The organism is Saccharospirillum salsuginis, assembly GCF_014651855.1.
Lineage (GTDB): Bacteria > Pseudomonadota > Gammaproteobacteria > Pseudomonadales > Natronospirillaceae > Saccharospirillum > Saccharospirillum salsuginis.
This window is the reverse complement of the sequence record NZ_BMXR01000014.1, coordinates 38,695-58,796: the sequence shown is the minus strand read 5'-3', so window position 1 is coordinate 58,796 and position 20,102 is coordinate 38,695. Positions and strand designations below refer to the sequence as shown.

The 20,102-nt window shown below is 59.6% G+C and carries 18 protein-coding genes; 13 read left to right on the top strand and 5 right to left on the bottom strand.

From position 1 onward, the window contains the following. Positions 1-15: 15 nt before the first annotated feature. From atpE to IE111_RS21285, 10 genes are all read left to right on the top strand, one after another. Positions 16-246, top strand: a complete 231-nt coding sequence (atpE, locus tag IE111_RS21330) for a F0F1 ATP synthase subunit C (RefSeq protein ID WP_189612685.1) — start codon at positions 16-18, stop codon at positions 244-246. A gap of 53 nt (positions 247-299) precedes the next feature. Next, positions 300-770 carry a F0F1 ATP synthase subunit B gene (locus IE111_RS21325; RefSeq protein ID WP_189612683.1) on the top strand — a complete coding sequence of 157 codons (471 nt, stop codon included), beginning with the start codon at positions 300-302 and terminating at the stop codon, positions 768-770. Between the two features lie 9 nt (positions 771-779). Further along, positions 780-1,316: a F0F1 ATP synthase subunit delta gene (locus tag IE111_RS21320; RefSeq protein WP_189612681.1), complete on the top strand. Its 537-nt coding sequence runs from the start codon at positions 780-782 to the stop codon at positions 1,314-1,316. Between the two features lie 13 nt (positions 1,317-1,329). Continuing rightward, positions 1,330-2,874: a F0F1 ATP synthase subunit alpha gene (gene atpA / locus IE111_RS21315; protein WP_189612678.1), complete on the top strand. Its 1,545-nt coding sequence runs from the start codon at positions 1,330-1,332 to the stop codon at positions 2,872-2,874. 44 nt (positions 2,875-2,918) lie between these two features. Then, positions 2,919-3,785 carry a F0F1 ATP synthase subunit gamma gene (gene atpG, locus IE111_RS21310; protein ID WP_189612676.1) on the top strand — a complete coding sequence of 289 codons (867 nt, stop codon included), beginning with the start codon at positions 2,919-2,921 and terminating at the stop codon, positions 3,783-3,785. Between the two features lie 23 nt (positions 3,786-3,808). Continuing rightward, the gene (gene atpD, locus IE111_RS21305) at positions 3,809-5,215 is read left to right on the top strand and encodes a F0F1 ATP synthase subunit beta (protein WP_189612674.1); all 1,407 of its coding nucleotides are present in this window, start codon (positions 3,809-3,811) and stop codon (positions 5,213-5,215) included. Positions 5,216-5,238: 23 nt separating this feature from the next. After that, complete coding sequence (locus tag IE111_RS21300; RefSeq protein WP_308427570.1) at positions 5,239-5,658, top strand: F0F1 ATP synthase subunit epsilon; 420 nt, start codon at positions 5,239-5,241, stop codon at positions 5,656-5,658. A gap of 477 nt (positions 5,659-6,135) precedes the next feature. Further along, the gene (locus IE111_RS21295; protein WP_189612670.1) at positions 6,136-7,065 is read left to right on the top strand and encodes a DMT family transporter; all 930 of its coding nucleotides are present in this window, start codon (positions 6,136-6,138) and stop codon (positions 7,063-7,065) included. After that, positions 7,062-7,685 (top strand): lysoplasmalogenase, encoded by a 624-nt coding sequence (locus tag IE111_RS21290; protein ID WP_189612667.1) that lies wholly within the window; start codon positions 7,062-7,064, stop codon positions 7,683-7,685. Before IE111_RS21295 ends, IE111_RS21290 begins: the two co-directional genes overlap by 4 nt. Continuing rightward, positions 7,682-8,908: a sterol desaturase family protein gene (locus tag IE111_RS21285; protein WP_189612665.1), complete on the top strand. Its 1,227-nt coding sequence runs from the start codon at positions 7,682-7,684 to the stop codon at positions 8,906-8,908. The genes IE111_RS21290 and IE111_RS21285 overlap by 4 nt, the downstream gene beginning before the upstream one ends. A 388-nt stretch (positions 8,909-9,296) precedes the next feature. On the opposite strand, the gene IE111_RS21280 is transcribed toward IE111_RS21285, so the two are convergent. Next, the gene (locus IE111_RS21280; protein ID WP_189612663.1) at positions 9,297-11,930 is read right to left on the bottom strand and encodes a bifunctional diguanylate cyclase/phosphodiesterase; all 2,634 of its coding nucleotides are present in this window, start codon (positions 11,928-11,930) and stop codon (positions 9,297-9,299) included. Positions 11,931-12,174: 244 nt separating this feature from the next. Here IE111_RS21280 and IE111_RS21275 point away from each other — a divergent pair, with 244 nt between their 5' ends. Next, positions 12,175-13,155 carry a TauD/TfdA family dioxygenase gene (locus IE111_RS21275; RefSeq protein ID WP_189612660.1) on the top strand — a complete coding sequence of 327 codons (981 nt, stop codon included), beginning with the start codon at positions 12,175-12,177 and terminating at the stop codon, positions 13,153-13,155. A 238-nt stretch (positions 13,156-13,393) separates the two neighbouring features. Here the strand turns inward: IE111_RS21275 and nirK are convergent, their stop codons facing one another. From nirK to merR, 4 genes are all read right to left on the bottom strand, one after another. Beyond that, complete coding sequence (gene nirK, locus IE111_RS21270; protein WP_189612657.1) at positions 13,394-14,467, bottom strand: copper-containing nitrite reductase; 1,074 nt, start codon at positions 14,465-14,467, stop codon at positions 13,394-13,396. 261 nt (positions 14,468-14,728) lie between these two features. Next, positions 14,729-15,274, bottom strand: a complete 546-nt coding sequence (locus tag IE111_RS21265) for a cytochrome P460 family protein (protein WP_189612654.1) — start codon at positions 15,272-15,274, stop codon at positions 14,729-14,731. Next, the gene (locus tag IE111_RS21260) at positions 15,207-16,178 is read right to left on the bottom strand and encodes a PQQ-binding-like beta-propeller repeat protein (protein ID WP_189612652.1); all 972 of its coding nucleotides are present in this window, start codon (positions 16,176-16,178) and stop codon (positions 15,207-15,209) included. Before IE111_RS21260 ends, IE111_RS21265 begins: the two co-directional genes overlap by 68 nt. Positions 16,179-16,238: 60 nt before the next feature. Further along, positions 16,239-16,661, bottom strand: coding sequence for a mercury resistance transcriptional regulator MerR (merR, locus tag IE111_RS21255; protein ID WP_189612650.1), 423 nt, complete (start codon positions 16,659-16,661; stop codon positions 16,239-16,241). A 110-nt stretch (positions 16,662-16,771) separates the two neighbouring features. On the opposite strand from merR, the gene merC reads away from it, so the two are divergent. Together merC and IE111_RS21245 are read left to right on the top strand one after the other, a co-directional pair. Further along, on the top strand, positions 16,772-17,185 hold the full coding sequence (gene merC / locus IE111_RS21250; protein ID WP_189612648.1) for an organomercurial transporter MerC: 414 nt from the start codon (positions 16,772-16,774) through the stop codon (positions 17,183-17,185). A gap of 266 nt (positions 17,186-17,451) precedes the next feature. After that, on the top strand, positions 17,452-20,091 hold the full coding sequence (locus IE111_RS21245; protein ID WP_189612646.1) for a type VI secretion system Vgr family protein: 2,640 nt from the start codon (positions 17,452-17,454) through the stop codon (positions 20,089-20,091). Positions 20,092-20,102: the final 11 nt, after the last annotated feature.

Below are 20,102 nucleotides of genomic sequence, written 5' to 3'. Positions count from 1 at the left end.
CCTTAGGAGATAAACATGGAAACTTTGGTATTCATCGCCGCTGCAATCATGATCGGTCTGGGTGCGGTTGGTGCCGCGATCGGCATCGGTATTCTGGGTGGCAAGCTGATGGAATCCACCGCTCGTCAGCCGGAACTGGGCCCCATGCTGCAAACCAAGTTCTTCATCGTGGCCGGTTTGATCGACGCGATCCCCATCATCGGTGTTGGTATCGCCATGTACCTCATCTTCGTTGTGGGCGGTTAATCAAACGGTCCCCCGAGGTACTTTGATATAACCAACCAAAACGAGGTGAAGGCGTGAATTTCAACGCAACTTTTATTGGACAAATCGTCGTCTTTGCCATTTTCGTCTGGATCTGTGCCAAATTCGTCTGGCCTCCGATCATGGAGGCCATGCAGGCCCGCCAGAAGAAAATCGCCGAAGGGCTGGATTCCGCCGACAAGGCTGAGAAAGACCTGGAACTGGCCAAGCACGAAGCGGCGAAAAAGCTGCAGGAAGCCAAGCAGGAAGCGGCGTCCATTCTTGAGCAGGCGAACAAGCGCGCGGCGCAGATCGTCGATGACGCCAAAGGCGAAGCTCAAGAGGAAGGCAAGCGCATCGTAGCGTCCGCTCAGGCCGAAGTCGAGAAAGAGGTCAATGCCGCTCGTGAAGAGCTGCGCGGCCGCATTTCCGAACTGACCCTGGCCGGTGCCGAGAAGATCCTGGGCTCTGAAGTCGACGCGAAAAAACACAGCGAGTTGTTGGATAAACTGGCAGCCGAGCTGTAAGGGGGGATCATGGCAGAACTGAGTACGCTGGCCCGTCCTTACGCCAAAGCCGCGTTCAACGCCGCACTGGACAACCAACAGCTGGAGCCGTGGTCGACTGCCCTGTCGACCCTGGCCGCTATCAGTCAGCAACAGGTCGTCGAAGACCTGATTGCCAATCCTGAGCTTTCCGCCAACGCCAAGGCCGATGTACTGAAACAGGTGGCCGGCGACGCCCTGAACGAAGGCGTCGCCAATTTGGTCGATGTTCTGGCCGAGTATCGCCGCCTGGCCTTGATCAGCGAAATCAGCGAGCAATTCGAGACGCTGAAAGCGGAACAGGAAAAGACGTCCGACGTTCTGGTGACCAGTGCATTTTCCTTAAGCGACAGCCAGCAGAAGACCCTGGCCGAGAAGCTCGCCACCAAGTTTGGTCGTCAGGTAAACCTGACCGTCGAAATCGACGAAGCCCTGCTCGGTGGTGTGGTGATCAAAGCCGGCGACACCGTCATCGACGGGTCGGTTCGTGGCAAGTTGGCCAAACTCGCTGACGCAATGAATTCCTAGTGAGGGAAAAGAAATGCAGCAACTGAATCCTTCAGAAATCAGTGACATCATCAAGGAGCGTATCAGCAAGCTTGATACCAGCTCCAAGGCCCAGAACGAAGGCACCATCGTCAGCGTTTCCGACGGTATTGTGCGTATCCACGGTCTGGCCGATGTGATGTCCGGTGAAATGATCGAGTTCAACGACGGCCTGTACGGCATGGCCCTGAACCTCGAGCAAGACTCTGTCGGTGCGATCGTTCTGGGTGACTACAAAGGCCTGGCCGAAGGCCAGACCTGTAAGTGCACCGGTCGCATCCTGGAAGTACCCATCGGTCCGGAACTGCTCGGTCGCGTCGTCGACGCCCTGGGTAACCCGATCGACGGCAAAGGCCCGGTAAAAACCGACCTGACCGATCCGCTGGAGAAGGTCGCGCCGGGCGTTATCGCCCGTCAATCGGTCGACCAGCCGGTGCAGACCGGTTACAAGGCCGTCGACGCCATGGTTCCGATCGGTCGGGGTCAGCGCGAGCTGATCATTGGCGACCGTCAGACCGGTAAGACCGCCCTGGCCGTTGACTCCATCATCGCCCAGAAAGGCTCCGGCATTAAGTGTTTCTACGTCGCGATCGGTCAGAAGCAGTCGACCATCGCCAACGTGGTCAAGAAGCTGGAAGAGCACGGCGCGATGGAATACACCACCATCATCGCCGCGTCCGCTTCCGAGCCGGCGTCCATGCAGTTCCTGGCACCCTATGCCGGCTGCACCATGGGTGAATACTTCCGCGATCGTGGTGAAGACGCTCTGATCATCTACGATGACCTGTCCAAGCAGGCTGTCGCCTATCGTCAGATCTCTTTGCTGCTGCGTCGTCCGCCGGGCCGTGAAGCCTTCCCGGGTGACGTTTTCTATCTGCACTCCCGTCTGCTGGAGCGCGCGTCCCGGGTCAACGCCGACTACGTCGAGCAGTTCACCAAGGGCGAAGTGAAAGGCAAAACCGGTTCTCTGACCGCGTTGCCGATCATCGAAACCCAGGGTGGCGACGTATCCGCGTTCGTACCGACCAACGTGATCTCCATTACCGACGGTCAGATCTTCCTGGAAACCGACCTGTTCAACGCCGGTATCCGTCCTGCGATGAACGCCGGTATCTCCGTATCCCGTGTGGGTGGTTCGGCCCAGACCAAGGTCATCAAGAAACTGGCCGGTGGTATTCGTACCGCACTGGCCCAGTATCGGGAACTGGCGGCGTTCTCCCAGTTCGCCTCCGACCTGGACGAAGCCACCAAGGCCCAGCTGGACCACGGTGCCCGGGTAACCGAGCTGATGAAACAAAATCAGTATGCACCGCTGTCGGTTGCCGAAATGGCTGTCTCGGTATACGCCGCGAACGAAGGCTACCTGAAGTCGCTGGAAGTCAGCGAAGTCAGTCGCTTCGAGGCGGCTCTGCATTCCTACATGAACAGCGAACACGCGGATCTGATGAAACAGATCAACGAGACTGGCAACTACAGCGACGACGTTGCCAAATCGCTGAAGGACGCCCTGGACAAGTTCAAGGCGACGCAGACCTGGTAATTCACCGGCCGTCCCCGGACGGCCGACTGAACTGAGGCATTGCTATGGCAACCGGAAAAGAGATTCGCACGAAAATATCGGGCATTAAGAATACGCAGAAGATTACTTCGGCGATGGAAATGGTCGCTGCGAGTAAGAAGCGTAAAGCTCAAGACCGGATGGACGCCAGCAAGCCCTATGCTGACAAAATCCGGGCGGTGATCGGGCATCTGGCGAACGCCAATCCCGAATACCGTCATCCATATCTGCAAGAGCGGGACGTCAAACGGGTAGGCTACATCGTGGTCTCGACCGACCGCGGCCTGTGTGGTGGCTTGAACGTCAATCTGTTCAAGCAATTGACCCAGGACGTGGCCGCCTGGAAAGACAAGGGCGCCAGCGTCCAGGTCTGTGCCATTGGCAGCAAGGGCGCCGGTTTCTTCAAGGCGCGTGGCTACGATTTGTCCGCCACCCTGTCCGGGCTTGGCGACAAGCCGGCTGTGGCCGATCTGATCGGTGGCGTCAAGGTCATGCTGGACGATTACAACGAAGGCAAAATCGACCGCTTGTTCGTGGTGTTCAACGAATTTGTCAACACCATGGTGCAGAAACCCCGGATTGAGCAGTTGTTGCCACTGAAGGCCGCCGATGACGAATCATCGCGCAAACATACTTGGGATTATCTGTACGAGCCGGATCCGCAGTCCCTGCTGGATCACCTGCTGGTGCGCTACGTCGAAGCCGTGGTGTATCAGGGCGTGGTCGAGAATCTGGCTTGTGAACAGGCCTCGCGCATGATGGCGATGAAGAACGCCTCCGAAAATGCCGGGGAACTGATCGACAGTCTCAATATGGAATACAACAAGGCGCGTCAGGCGGCGATTACCCAAGAAATCGCCGAGATTGTCGGTGGCGCCTCCGCGGTGCAATAAACGGTTTTGAGAGGATACAGAAGATGAGTAGCGGACGTATCACACAGATCATTGGCGCCGTTGTCGACGTGGAATTCCCGCGTGACAGCGTCCCCAAGGTCTATGACGCTCTGAAAGTCAAAGAAGTAGGTTTGACCCTCGAAGTTCAGCAGCAGCTGGGCGACGGTATTGTCCGGGCGATCGCCATGGGCTCCACCGAAGGCGTCAAGCGTGGTCTGGCAGTCGACAACACCGGCGAAGGCATTTCCGTGCCGGTCGGCAAGGCGACCCTGGGCCGTATCATGAACGTACTCGGCGAAGCCATCGACGAGCGCGGCGACATCAACTCCGACCAGCACAAGGTCATCCACCAGGATGCCCCGAGCTACGCGGAACAGTCCCAGAGCCAGGATCTCCTGGAAACGGGCATCAAGGTGATCGACCTGATCTGCCCGTTCGCCAAGGGTGGTAAGGTCGGCCTGTTCGGCGGCGCCGGTGTGGGCAAGACCGTGAACATGCTGGAGTTGATCAACAACATCGCGACCGAGCACTCCGGTCTGTCCGTATTCGCCGGTGTCGGTGAGCGGACGCGGGAAGGTAACGACTTCTATCACGAAATGAGTGAAGCCGGCGTTATCCAGCTGGAGAACCTGGCGGAATCCAAGGTGGCGATGGTTTACGGTCAGATGAACGAACCGCCCGGCAACCGTCTGCGTGTGGCACTGACCGGTCTGACCATGGCCGAGCAGTTCCGTGACGAAGGCCGTGATGTTCTGTTCTTCGTGGACAACATCTACCGTTACACCCTGGCCGGTACCGAGGTATCCGCACTGTTGGGCCGTATGCCGTCCGCGGTGGGTTACCAGCCGACTCTGGCCGAGGAAATGGGTGTACTGCAGGAGCGGATCACCTCCACCAAGACCGGTTCCATTACCTCCGTTCAGGCGGTATACGTACCGGCGGATGACTTGACCGACCCGTCTCCGGCGACCACCTTCGCCCACTTGGACGCCACCGTTGTACTGAGCCGTGACATCGCCGCACTGGGTATCTACCCGGCGGTTGACCCGCTGGACTCCACCTCCCGTCAGTTGGATCCGCTGGTCATCGGCAACGAACACTACGACTGCGCCCGTGGCGTTCAGGGTGTTCTGCAGAAGTACAAGGAACTGAAGGACATCATCGCGATTCTGGGTATGGACGAACTGTCCGACGAGGACAAGCTGACCGTTGCCCGTGCGCGTAAGATCGAGCGTTTCCTGTCCCAGCCGTTCCACGTGGCGGAAGTATTCACCGGCGCTCCCGGTAAATACGTTTCCCTGAAAGAAACCATCCGTGGTTTCCAGGGCATTCTGGACGGTGAGTACGACGAGATCTCCGAGCAGGATTTCTACATGAAGGGCACCATTGACGAAGTGTTGGAAGCTCACAGCAAGCGGGCTAAATCCTAAGCGCGCCGGAGGTGCTAATGGCTATGACATTACACTGTGACATCGTCAGCGCTGAAGAGAAGATCTTCGAAGGTCGTGTCGAGACGGTGATCTGTGAAGGCGAGCAGGGCGAGTTGGGGATCAAACCCCAGCACGCTCCGCTGCTGACACGGTTGAATCCGGCTCCGGTCAAGCTGACGTTGCAAGACGGTAGCGAAGAGGTGTTCTACGTCTCGGGTGGCTTCCTGGAAGTTCAGCCGCACGTCGTGACCATCCTGGCCGACACCGCCTTGCGTGCCGATGACATCGACTCGGCCGCGGCTGAAAAAGCCAAGGCCGATGCCGAGAAGGTCATCGCGGACAAGATGGCGGAACAGGAATTCGCTCAGGTCGCCTCAGATCTGGCGCGTGCCGCGGCCCAGCTGCGCACTCTGCGCGAATTCAAGCGCCGCAAGGGCCGTTAATCACACACCCTTGCCAAAAAAGGCGACCTTCGGGTCGCCTTTTTTTTTGGCCGGGAGGGTCTGGCTCTTTGCCAATAACCCGCACCGGGCGGCGGGGTATGCTCTTCCAGGGGCCGCTGTTAACCCATCCATGGGCGCTTAGCTTCGCCATCCATGGCTCAGATACCCCTTCCAGAGCATACCCCGCCGCCCGGTGCTAGCCTGTTGTAGGCACTTGCCCCAACCGTAGGGCGGAAGAGGCTTCGCCGACATCCGCCGTGTGGGCGAAGCCCACCGTTTGACCATCGTATTTCCCCCTGCCACCCCCAACGGCGGATAACGGCCTTCGGCCTCTTCCGCCCTACGTATTACTAATCCCTCCCTGGGTTGAGGCATTCATGCACCTCATTCATTAGTCGCCCGACCGCTCTTCCCTCCTTGCCCACCCCCGCTAAAATCGCGAGACTGTCGAAGAACAATGACAAAAAGACGACCACCGTGACCGTACGCAATGTTCTCATCTGTGCCGGGTTCGCGGCGCTGGCGAATTTCTTCTGGGCCACCAACGCCATTGTTGGCAAGATCGCCGTCGCCTCGCTGCCTGCTTTCACGCTGTCCCAGTTTCGCTGGTGGCTGGCGTTCGTCTTTATCGCGCCGTTCGGCCTGCCGCACATTCGTCGACAGTGGGGCTGGTACCGGATGTACCTGCCTCGCCTTCTGCCTTTGGCCGTGCTCAGCGTGACGCTCTATAACACGCTGCAATACTGGGCGCTTGAATACACGGAGCCGGTGAACATCGGCGCTATGTCGGCTCTGATGCCGGTGATGATTTTCGTGCTCAGTGGTTGGCTGGGGCAGGGCAAGCTGACCGGTTTGCAGTGGCTGACCGCCGGTGTGGCGGTTTTCGGGGCGTATCTGGTGTTGACCAAGGGGCGCTTCATGCTGAACTTCAGCGACACCGGGCTGATCGGGGACGGTATTTTCGTTCTGGGCCTGCTCAGTTGGTCGCTGTATTCGGTGGTGCTGAAGACGGTGCCGACCTATGAGGTCAACGGGCTCGGTCTACTGACGTTCATGATCGGGGCCGGGAGTCTGGTGATCATGCCGTTCTGGCTGAGTGGACTGGCGACCGGCGATGCGTTGCTGCCGAGCATGGATGTGCTCTGGGCCGTGGTCTATGTGGCGTTATTCCCGTCCCTGGTCTCCTATTTCAGTTGGATACGGGCGGTCAGTGTCGGCGATGCGAATATCGCGGGGCTGATGATGACGACGGCGCCGATCTTCAATGCCCTGTTGACCCTGATCGTTCTGCGCCAGCCGGTTCTGCTGACGCAGTGGATCGGCATCGCGTTGGTGATCACCGGTGTCGTGCTTACCCTCAACCTGGCCCGACGACGTGCCCGAGCACAAAGAGAGAATAACGAATGACCCGACCGCAGACCGCTGTTTATTGGGCTCTGGCCGCCCTGTACCTGATCGTCCAGGGCTTTTCGCCGTTCCCGATGGAATGGGCGGTCAAGGTCGCACCGATCTGGTGGCTGGCCGGCTGCGTCATCGTTCAGCCCGATGTGCCGCGTCGCCAGGTGTTGATCGCGGCGGTACTGTTCGGATCGGTCGGCGATATTTTATTGGCACTCGGCGGCTTTATTGGTGGTCTGGGGGCATTCCTGGTCGCGCAGTTGTTGTACGCCACCCTGTTCAGCCGGCAATTCAAATGGCGGCCGGAACGTCTGAGTTGGGCGTTTTTCCTGGCGCTGTGGGCGGCGGCGGTGCTGCTCTGGGTCTGGACCAGCCTGGGGGCCTTCAAGGCTCCGGTTCTGGCGTACCTGGTGGCCATCTCACTGATGGGGTTGGCGGCCATTTTCAGTCGTTTTCCGCTCTGGCCCGGTGTGATCGGGGCCGGAACCTTCATTCTGTCGGACAGTCTGATCGCCATCGGCCGGTTCATTGAACCGCTGCCGGCGCAGGATCTGGCCGTGATGCTGAGCTATTATGGGGCGCAGTGGATGATCGTCCGGGCGCTGATGACGAGGAATGTGGACTCATGAACCTGATTTTATACGCCATTCCGGGTTTTATGCTGCTGTTGCTGATCGAGATCGTCGTGGATCGCAAACGCGGCACGGGCTATTACCGGGCCAACGACGCCATCAACTCATTGAGTACCGGTATTCTCAGCCAGACCATGGGTTTCGCCACCAAGTTCGTCGGGTTTCTCGGCTACGCGACACTGTGGACGGTGCTGCCACACCCGGAATTGGCGATGACGCCGCTGCTCTGGGTCGTCGCCTTCGTGTTCTACGATTTCTGCTATTACTGGAGCCACCGCTATCAGCACAAGATCAATGTGCTGTGGGGCATTCACGTGGTGCATCACCAGAGTGAGGAATTCAACCTGTCGACGGCACTGCGTCAACCGTTCAACGGTTTTATCATCGGCTCGATCTTCTACTTGCCGATGCTGTTCGTCGGCTTCCCGCCGGAAGTGATCGTCACCGTCGGTTCGCTGAATCTGATCTACCAATACTGGGTGCACACCCGCTTCATCGGGGAGCTGGGCTGGTTCGAGAAAGTCTTTGTCACACCGATGAACCACCGCGTGCACCACGCCATCAACGACCCCTACATCGACCGTAATTTCGGCGGTGTCTTCATCCTCTGGGACCGGTTGTTCCGCAGTTACCAGCCGGAGCTGGCCGACGAACCCTGTGTGTACGGCGTACGCAAGCCGCTGCACAGCTGGAACCCCTTCTTCGCCAACGTTCATGTGCACTGGCAACTGTTCAAGGACGCCTGGCACGCCAAACGCTGGCAGGATAAACTGAAAATCTGGTTCATGCCCACTGGCTGGCGCCCCGCCGACGTACAGCAAAACTACCCGCTGCCGCGCTGCCTGCCGGACACCCAGGTCAAGTACGACTCGGTGCCCCCGCCAACGCTCGCGTGGGCGGTCATTTCCAGTCACATTCTGTTGATGGCCTTTACCGTCTGGTTCCTGCTGTCGACGTCCGACCTGACCTTCACCATGGCACTGGCGCATTTCCTGCCATTGGGGGGTGGTTTGTGGATCAACGGTTGGGTTCTGGAACAGAGGGCGGGTGCCATTCGCCTGTCGCTGCTGTTCTGGCTGGTATGCGCGGCCCTACCCTGGGTAGTGCCGGGTTGGCTGTTGCCGCAGTTAGCCACAACAGCCGTCTGCATCGGCCTCGCATTGCTCATGCCCCTGGCCCACTGGCTCACCAACCGCCATCCCGCCACCGAAGTCGCCTAACCCTGGGTTACGTTACATATGAGCAACTAACCCGCAGCGGCTGCCGTTGCTAGTCATTGGAGTCACCAGCGCGAGCACTAGGGGGCGGGGGTATGACCTGTAGGGGGCATCTGAGGCAGGATCGGTTCGACGCTTCGATTGCCGAAGTCCGTAGGTTGGATTAGCCGAAGGCGTAATCCAACGTTTGTTTTTGTGGCTTCCAAATCTACCCAGGCTAACCATGTTGGATTACGCCTTAGGCTAATCCAACCTACAGACCTTATATCCATCCATGGGCTATTAGCTTCGACTGAGGCTAAGCGCCCATGGATGGGTTTACGGCGGCCCCAGAGGAGCATCCCGGTTAGCCGATGCGGGTTTAAGCACACCGTTAATTTAGGCACCAATGTTAAGAATGGGTGACTTCGCGTTGGAGGCCGCCGAGGAGGGTGTCGAGGAGTTGGGGTCGGTAGAAGTAGTATCCCTGGAGTTCGTCGCATTGCAGTTCGGTGAGCAACGCCACCTGTTGCGCCGTTTCGACGCCCTCGGCCACGACCGTCAGGCCCAGAGTGTGTCCCATGTTGATGATGGCGCGCACCAGCTCCAGATCCTTGCCTCCGGTCTCGACCCGTTGCACAAAACGTTGATCGATCTTCAGCACATTCAACGGCAACGCCTGCAGCATGCCGAGATTGGAGTAGCCGGTGCCGAAATCGTCCATCGCGAAGCGGATGCCCATGTTGGACAGTTCCGCCAGGGTCGCCAGCGTGGTTTCCGATTCCTCGGTCAGCGAATGTTCGGTGATCTCGAATTCCAGGCGGTAGGCGGGAATGCCGGTCTTTCGAATCTCTTCGGCGACGAAACGGGTCAGGTCACGGTGTTCCAGCTGTTTGGGCGAGAGGTTGATGGACAGAACCGTGTCCGGGTCCAGCTCGTCGTAATGGTCCGCGAACTGGCGCAGAGCTTCGCGAATCACCCAGTAACCAATGTCGACGATCAGATGACTGCCCTCGGCGATGGGGATGAACTCGCCGGGCGAGACAAACCCCAACACTTCACTGTTCCAGCGGATCAGGACCTCGATGCTCGACCAGCGCTGGTCGGTGGCGGCCACCCGGGGCTGCAGCACCAGATGGAATTCGTCGTTATGCAGCGCATTGGGCAGCAGGCGCAGAATCTCCTGACGCCGGTCGTTCTCCATATTCATCTGATCGGAGTAGAACTGGTAGTAACCCCGATCCACTTCCTTGGCTTTGAGCAGCGCCATTTCGGCCTTTTTGACCAGGCCTTCATAGTCCAGGTCGTCTTCGGGGCAGGTCGCGATGCCGAGCGTGCCGGTCACATTGATCAGATGCCGGTCCACCTCGAGAGTCTCGGCTATGGATTTAAGCAGGGTATCGGCAACGAAAATGGTGTGGCTCGGGTCTTTCAGGTTTTGTAGGCAGACCGCGAATGTATCGCCTGACAGGCGGGCTACGGTGTCGCTTCGGCGAATGTTGCGTTTAAGACGTTCGGCCAGCAATTTCAATACCTCGTCGCCGATGGTATGACCGTACTGAGCGTTGATGTCCTTGAAGTTGTCCAGGTCGAACAGCACCAGCGCCAGGTGATTACCGTTGCGGCGCGACAGGGCGATGCCTTGCTGGACCTGTTTCCCGAAGAAGTTTCGGTTGGAGGCACCGGTCAACGAGTCGTAGTAGGCCAGTTTTTGCAACTCGGCTTCGGTGTTCTTGATGTCGGTAATATCCCGGAGCATACCGCTTAATTGGCCATTACTATTTAAGGCAACGCTGTGTTCGACCCAGATCAGGCGATCAGGTGCGATCAGACGATGTTCGAATTTGGTGAAAGGGATATTCCGGTCCATTACAGCTTGTGTCTGACTCATGTAATAGTCTTGGTCCGGCTCATAAATGAAATAAAGCACGTCATCCATAGTCAGCGTATCTGTGCCGGTTCCCAACAGCTCGGCCAATGGTGCGGAAATGGCGAAAGTCTTGCCGTCTTTCAACGTGTTCCATGACCCCAGTCGCCCCAGGCGTTGAGCTTCCAGCAGTTGTCGCTCTTTGGTTTTAAGCGTCAATCGTTCACGGTCTCGCTGAAGCATGGCTCGATATTGCCAGCCGAATGCGATCAGCAGGAACAACCAGGTGATCAGGGCACCACCGGAAGCGAACCAGAGTTTGTACACAGGGCGGCTCCAACCATTAATGGGCTCGGCCGAAAAGCGCCAATTAACGCCTTCTTCTGTGAATTCGGTATGGATATCCCGTCCCGACAAGTTCTCGGCTGACAATAATTCGGTTGTCCGACCGTCTCGTTCCACGCTGAGTCGGAGCCGTAACGCCTGGGAGCTGGCTGATACCGCCCCCGCCAGAATCTGATCCAGAGACAATACTCCGGTTACAACCAGGTCCGGTTTGTTGGGTACCGGTAGTCGATAGATGATAGCCGTATCACCCTGCAACACAGTCAACGGTCCGGCGACTACTGGCTGTCGTGTTTCCATAACCTGACCGACCGCGTCCCGTTGGTCCGGCACGGCGCGTAGATCAACGCCGACTATGGCGAGGTTGGGCTCCGATTCCGGGTAAACATGCGTGATGACGTAATCCTGTACTAGCGCGATGTCCAAGAAGGAAAAATCTCGGTCCATGCGTAGGTTGTCTAGCCAACTGCTGTACTGTTGTTGGCTGATGTCGCCCTGGTTTCCGACGAGCAGTACGATGGCATCCAGAAAGCTGCGGTTCACAATCAAATCGCTTTCAATATGGTTCGCCATGTGGGTCATTTCTTCTTCCACAGCCATGTGTTGAAAATGGAGATCGCGATCCAGAATCTGCGTCGTCACCCAATCGTGAACGGGAAGGACCGGCACGGCCGCCAATACCATCAACTGCCAGAAATGGGCACGTTTCTCGCGCCAAATCGCGTAAGCCAGGCACAAAGCAGCTGCGACCGCCAAAAATGCATCGGCCAACAAGGGGGTGAAGAATGTACCGGCCAACAGCGCGATGGCGACGACCAGGCTGACTACGGGCATTCGAGCATCCGATAGATTCGTTGCTATTCCAGTCCAGTATAGACCAACTCGTCAATCTTGCTTTTCTACCCTGGACCAACCTTGGAATCAGGCTCTTTCAACGAAAGGCGCCGGAAAACCGTCACAAATGATTCATGATTGATGTACAAATGCAAACTGAACTGCTAAGGTCTTCGGACAATTCATTCGCTATTCATTTACTTTTTGCTCCCGCTCTTTGACGGAGCGAAGAAACGGAGGCCGCATGGAACTCAACATTTCCGCCATACCCGAACAAAAAACCGTTAACGGCCTGGATTTCCCGCTGGTGGTCACACCCCACTCCGACGCCGTCGCCAACGACCCGGCCGCCTTCGACGCCTGGATTCACGAGCACCGCGAAGACCTGAAAGCCTTGCTGATCAAGCACGGCGCCCTGCTGTTCCGAGGCTTCCCGGTACCCGATGCCGAGGCCTTCGAACGCCATCTGGACCAGTCGTCCTTCGAGAACATGCCCTATGTCGGCGGCGCGGCACCGCGCAACCAGGTGACCCAGTCCCGGATCGTCACCGCCAACGAATCCCCCGCGACCGAGAAAATCCCGTTTCACCACGAAATGGCGCAAACCCCGAACCCGCCGGGTTACATCTTCTTCTATTGCGACATCCCCTCCCCGGTGGGCGGTGCCACCTCCCTGCTGCATTCCGGCGAAATCTATCGACGGTTCGCCGAGATCAACCCCGAAGTGGCGCGGAAAATCGAGGACGAAGGCGTACGCTACATCCGGGTCATGCCGGAGGAAACCGACAACAACTCGGCCATCGGCCGCTCCTGGAAAGACACCTTCCAGGTTCAAACGCGTGAGGACGCCGAACGGGTCATGCGCGAAGCCGGCATGAGCTGGGAATGGCTTGACAATGGCAACCTACGCACCGAATCCCGCACCCTGCAGGCGATCCGCTACGACGAAGAGACCGACCAGAAAGTCTTCTTCAACGCCCTGATCGCCGTCTACACCGGCTGGAACGACAGCCGCAACGACGGCGAAAAAGCCGTCGTCACCGGTGATGGCGACTACATGGACCCGGCCGTGATGGAAGCCACGGCAAAAGCGATGGACGAACTGTGCGTCAACTTCAAATGGGAAGAGAATGATGTGCTCTGGGTCAGCAATTACACCGTCCTGCACGCCCGCCAGCCTTATGAGGGCGATCGCCGGATTCTGGCGTCCATTGCTTTGAAGTAACTCGTTTTCCGGGGCGTACTTAGTTAGCGACGGATGCCGGTGGAACCCCTGCGGGGAAGTCCGCAGCAGGGATGCTGCGGTCTAGGCTCCATGGATGGATTCACGCCGACCCCGCAGGGGTTCCACCGGTAGCCGGCGCGGACCAGGGGCACATGCTGAACCATGGCCGAGGAGAATCGGATCACCAAAAAAAACCGGCCGCGAAGGGCCGGTTTGATGTTTTTCTCTACTCCTGTGATCAGTAAGCAGCTGCGGGCTCCACTACTGTCATCAGGTCGTCGTTCCACTCGCCTTCAACCTGGATGTGAGCGGCGGCGCCGAATTCGATCGCCTCGATCAGGTTATGGTTCACGTAAGCGTGCAATCCCGGCTGCTGGAACTCGTAGAGTGCCGCGACCGCCGCACCGCCCGGGACAAACCAGGTTTCCTGGTCAGTCATCGGCTGGTCGTTGAAGGACCCGCCGGCCCAGACCAGGTCACCGTGACCGCCGATCAGGTGGGGGCGTGTGTCGCGGTTGGCCTGGCTGTGGATGAACAGTACCTTCTCGCCAACCCGGGCTTCCATCGCATTCGGACCGGTCAAGGCACCCTTGGCGCCGTTGAACACGATGTGGCTCGGCTTCAGCGTGCGCATCTGCTGCATAGTGTCCGCCATGCTGGCGGCCAGGTTCGGGTAGCTCTTGTAACGACCGCTGGCGTCTGACAGTACATAGAGATCCTGTTCGCCGATGTAGAAGGCGCGGTCGTAACGCACCGGTTCGCCGTTTTCATCCTTCAGACCGTCGCGCGGCAGAACCATGATCGCCCCGTTCATGCCGCTGGCGACGTGCCAGGGAATCATGGATCCGCCCGGTGCGCAGTGGTAGACAAAGACACCGGCTTTGGTGGCCTTGAAGCGCATTGTCACCGATTGCCCGGGGCTGACCATGGTCAGTTCGCCGCCACCCATGCCGCCGGTCGCGGCGTGGAAGTCGACGTTGTGCACGAACTGGTTGGTGCTCGGGTTCTTCAGCGTGACTTCAACGTAGTCGCCTTCGTGCGCGACGATCATCGGGCCGGGGACGGTGCCGTTGAAGGTCATGACCCAGGCGTTGACCCCGGGTGCGATCTCCTGCTGTTTCTCCTCGATCACCAGTTCAACCTCGACCACCTTGGCTTCGGTTGCGGCTACCTGAAGGTGTTCCGGCAGGGCGGGCGGCGGAACCAGTACCTGCTTCTCGCGCGGCAGGGCTTCGGCGCCGGCTTGAGCGGCGAGCGCTACACCCAGGGCGAGGGCGGCGAGACGGGCTTTGAAGGAACGTTGGGCTGTCATGGCGGTGTCTCCTATGGGAGCGAAAGAAATCGGCTTGTTGAGACACACTTTAAAGAAATAGATGAAATGAATGTTTGATTTGGGTCAAGTTGTCTGATTGGTCAGGAAAAAAAGAGGTAGATCGAAGGAGGCAGGTTGTGTTTTCGGGGAAACGACTGGGTGGGAATGGCCGACGTGCTGTCACTTTAGGGGCATCGTAGCGGAGACGGGAGGTGTGAGCGATCTTGCTCTCGCTCACTCTTCGGGACGTACATGCTGAGCTCAGTAGCGGTCGTTGATGAAGACCCGGTCGCCACCTGGAGCGCCGGTATGGCAGGCGATGCAGCCTTCGGGCATACCCTTGGCGACGCGACCGGTCAACGGCATGCCGTTGGCGTTGGTATCGAACGAACCGTCGGGCAGATACTTGGCCCAGAACCAGTCGTTGTTGTCCGGGTCGTACCCCTCACGCTGATACATGACGGTTACCGCCGCGAGATAGGCATCGGGGTCATTGGAGACGGCCTCGATGGAAACCCCTTCGCCACCGTAGTTGTTCTTAACGATCACGGCCCCGCTTTCGCCGTCGATGGTCAGTGTGCCTTCGATGGTATCCAGAATGGCCCCGTGTGGATGTTGGCCCTGGTAGGGTCGCGACACCATCCGGTTATTGCCGGCCAGGCCGTTTCTGACCAGGCTGTTCCACAGTTTTTTGCCGAAGGTCTGGTCCTCGGTTCCGCCGAAGGGTGCGCCGTGCGAGTCAGCATGGGCGAAGCTGATCATGGTGCCGATCAGTAGAGAGCTGGTTAGCATCAACCATTTTTTCATTGGTGTTCTCCTTGTCAGCTTGAAGGTCGGGGTTGCCCCATTGGTCCGACAGCAGGAGCGTTCGGGAAGTTCCGTTAAAGTGTGTAATTGTGATCCGGTCCCGGTTGGATCCCGGTTGCCAGTGCACTACCGGTGCTCCGGTATCCAGACAGCGCAGCCGTCGATTGTTCACATTCAGCCAATGCCCATCGTCCGCCCAGGATAATTCATCGCCCACCCTCTGGAACCAGCGCACCGGGCTCTTGCCCTGACGACGCAGTTCAAACTCGCCGGTGTTCAGACGCCGATGAAGGTGGCCGTTTTGACTGAGATAAAACCCGTCGGGTGATGCCGTGATCGCCGGGGCGGGTAACCGGTATCGATCGGTTTCTCGCAAGTGTTCCGGCTCCAGAACCAGCCAGTGACGGGCGTAGACACCGATGGCGATGCGACCGTCACGCCAGGACAGGGGCGAATAAACGGCCTCGTTGGGCAGGGGAGCGGTCGCCAGAGTCGAGCCGCTGTCGCGATCGAGCTTGAACAATCGGTGTGGCTGGCCGGAGATAAAGATCGCTTCATCCTGTACCAGGGGAGGGAACATCCAGCCCTCGAACCGGCGTTGCCACAGCAGCCGTCGTTCCTCCAGATGCCAGGCCGATACACGCCCGTCCACACCGGTAGCGAACAGCAGCGGCGGCTCATGGACCGGGGGGAAACCTCGGTGACCGGCATGCAATCGAACCGACTCGCCATCGGTGTACTCGATGACGGTTCCGGTGGTGTCCGCGAAGGCGAGGAAATCGTCCGTGACAACAAAGGGTAGTTGCCAGTCCCGGCCAACATCGGGCGGTGAGGCCACGGCAGGTGCAATCAGGCTGCCGGGGCCGATCAGCAGACACAGTAGCAATAACCGGACGACTTTCATGGTTAGATCTCTGACACAGTTCAACGATGTTGGACAGAGCCGGGTGATTCAAGTTCCCCTTCAATCGTCTGGAGACTGCGATGCGCGTTGCAGTCGATCGATCAATGGGCACGACACCGAGCCGTCCTGGCCTCGACAGGCCTCGACCAACTGCGACAACGCGGATTCCATGCCTTTCAGTTCCGCCAACTTGACGCGCACATCGGCCAGCTTGTGTTCCGCCAACAGGCGGGCTTCATCGCAATGGGTCCCATCGTCGAGTCGCAACAGTTCCCGGATTTCGTCCAGGCTGAACCCCAGGCGTTGAGACGATTTGATGAATCGCACGCGGGCGATGTCCCCGGACCGGTAACGCCGTATACCGCCCGGCGGTCGGTCGGGTTCCCGCACCAGGCGCTTGCGCTGATAAAACCGAATGGATTCCACGGATACGCCGGCTTTCGCCGCCAATGCACCGATGGTCAGGGATTCGCTCACAGGCATACATTTGACTCCGTACTTAGGTACGGACCTAAGCTTAGTGCAGTGACCGCGGTTGACGCCAGAATCCGGCGTCTCTGTGGACGACCCATACCGACAAGAGGAGTGATCGAATGAACTGGCTATCTCGGGGAGCAGATAAAACCGGCCTTTTGGGGGCGGCGGTGTCCGCCATGAGTTGCGGGTTGTGTTTTCCGGCGGCGGCGAGCATCGGGTCCGCCATCGGGCTGGGGTTTCTGGCTCAGTGGGAACCGTTGTTCCTGAACATCCTGTTGCCGTTGATCGCCGGCATCGCTTTGCTGGCCAACGCTCTGGGCTGGTTCTATCACCGCCAATGGCATCGCAGTGCGCTGGGGATGATCGGTCCGGGCCTGGTTCTGTTGGGTCGCTTATTTTTCAGCGGTGCGTTGTTGTACCCCGGGTTGATCATCATGATGGTGGTGGCCGTTTGGGACCTTGTATCCCCGGCGAACCGGCGCTGCGGACCCGATAGTTGCGGTCTTCCCGAAGGGCATCCGGAGCGGTAATCAGTGGGTTTGCACATCGTGGGTTTGCTTCCGATTGACGTCGGTTCTGGTATCAGGAATTCCCACATTTGTGATTGATTCGTCATACAACCAACGACAATTTCGCTAACGTCCCGCTTCGACGCCCCGGCTGTAACACAGGCGCTTTTCATCACCGTTCATTTCATGAAGGACGGCCGGGCAGGGATCCGCCATTCGTATTTTCCCTCGCTCGCCCATTAATTGCTCGGGCCGAGTTTTAATCGGCTCAAGGAGGGAGAATCGCTATGTCGCTTTCCATGGCCATGCAAAGGACCCGGATCCGCCTGACCGTCTCGGGCTACGAGTGCGCGGTGCAGTCACTGACCGGCGAGGAAGCGCTGAACGCCCCCACGCGACTGACCGTCACCACCGACGACGACCTGCCGTTCGAACTGGACGAGCTGCTCAACCAACCGGTCGCCCTCGCCCTGACCGGCCCCGGCGCGTTGGAGCGGCGCTTCTCACTGACCGTGTTCGACGCCGAGGAAGTCTGGGCCGGGCCCCGACCGCAACTGACGCTGCACCTGGCCAGCAAGGTGTGGCGCGGCCGCGACCAGTTCCACAGCCGCCTGTTCATGGACCAGCCGCGCGACCGGGTGATCCGCCGGTTGCTTGCCGAGATGGGCTACGCTGCGGACGAGATCGACCTGCGCCTCGACCCGGTGCCGGCCCACGACGGCCCCTTCCTGCAGGCGCGCGAGTCCAGCCGGCATTGCCTAGAACGGCTGCTGGCCGAGGTCGGCGCCAACTACTGGTTCGAACCGGCCGAGAACGACTACAGCGAACGCCTGGTGATCCGCAACGACCCCCTGATCAGCCCCTACCTGCCGCACATCGAGTGGGCCCAGGCGACCTCCGGCCTGGCGCCGGACCAGCAACTGAACCGCATCACCGCCGCCTACCGACGCTGGCGCTGGCAGCCCGCGACCAGCGGCCACGCGGTCACCGGCAGCGCCGCCGGCGCCCAATCCAACGACCGCGCCACCCACCAATCCTTCGAGCCGCCGCGCCCACGCAGCGAAGCCGAACAGCGCGCCCTGTTCGCCCAGCAACACCGCGACCAGAGCCGCTACACGCTCGAACTGCACAGCCACCAGCCGCTGCTGACCGCCGGCCATACGTTATCGCTGGACGCCCACCAACTGCCGGTCCAGACCGCCGGCGAATTCCGCATCATCAGCGTCCAACACCACGCCGAACCGACCGGCCGCGACAACCCCGCCAGCGGCGGCGTGCAGTACCGCAACACCGCCGACGTCATCCCCCGGGCCACCGCCGTCCGCCCGGCTCTCAAAACCCCGCCGGACCTGCCGCAACTGTTCCCGGCCCGAATCGAAAGCCGCCGCGCCTACGCCGAACTGGGCGCCGACGGCCGCTACTACTTCCGCTACGACTTCGACCGTACCGACCAGCCGCTGGCCCAGGCGTCTCAACTCACCGAACGGCTGACCCCCTACGCCAGCCCCATGGACCCGGAGCAGGGCAAAACCATCGGCTGGCACTTCCCGCTGCTCAACCGCAGCACCGTCATGGTCAGTTGCCTGAACAACGACCCGGCGCGGCCGCTGATCCTCGGGTTCGTGCCCAGCCGAGGCCAACTCGGCCCCGTCACCAACAAAAACGCCACCCAGAGCCGCATCGTCACCCCCGGCCAGAGCGAACTGACCTTCGACGACGCCAAAAAGGCCGAGTGCATCGCCCTGCACACCTTCGACCGCCAGCTCTGCCTCGAACTGAACGCCGCCCAGGCCGAACCCTACTGCCAGATCCTGGCTCAGTTCGGCGGCATCCGCCTCTACGCCGAGCAAAACCTGGACCTGACCACCGACAACGGCAATCTCGACGAACGCATCGGCGCCGACCGCAGCCAGACCGTCAAACAGAACAGCGCCACCACCACCGAAGAGGGCGCCGTCCAGCACCAGGCCAAGACCGAACAGCACCACACCGCCCAACTGACGATGACCCAGGCCGCCGAAGGCGACTACAGCCTCTGGGTGCAGGAAAAACACCTCAGAATGGACGCCAAGACCGGCCACAGCACCACCGTGGACGCCGGCGATTACCAACTGCAGGTTCAGGACGGCGCCGTCATCCACCAGGTGGCCGGCGACATCACCATCCAGGGCAACGGCGGCGGCGATATCCTGCTGGTCAAGGGCGACGCCGGTATCCAGATGGACGCCAGCGGCAACATCAAATTGTTCGGCGCGAAGATCACGCTCAAGGGGCAGGGTGGGGTGACGTTCAATGGGGATGTGCAGTATGAGACCGGGGCCGGGAATGAGCCGGAGGGCGCCGGTACCCCGGCCATACCGGAGGTCCCCGAAACCGCGACGCTGGAACTGGATGCCCAGTCGGCCGAGCAGAGCCCGGCACTGAATGCCCGCTGGCTGGACCCGGTGATCCGCAGCGGAGACACCGTAGCCATGGAGATCAGCTATCAGTCCATGGCCGATGGATGTGACCTGACCGTGACCGTCGCTCAGGAGAACCCGGATGGCCAGTTGCACACCATCGACGAATTCACGCATTCGCCGAACGAACTCTCGGGTCTGGACACCCTGAACTGGACAGCCCCCGACACCCTGGCCGAGGGCTACGAACAGAGAGAGTCGGAGCAGCCCCGCCCCTTTCATTACCGGTTCAAGGCAGTTGCCGACGGGGTTGAATCGGACTGGTCGGAACCCGCCCAGGTCAATGTCGACATCCAGGTGCGTGTGGAGACCGAGGCCGGTGTACCCATGGATGACGGGACCCGAGTTCAGGCGCGCGCGGCGGACGGGCAGCACCACCGCGCCCGAGTCCGCAATGGCAAGGCCCGCTTCACCAACATCGCCAGCGGCGCCACCCGGATACGGCTCGAAGAAGCCAATCAAGAATAAAGGATAAACCC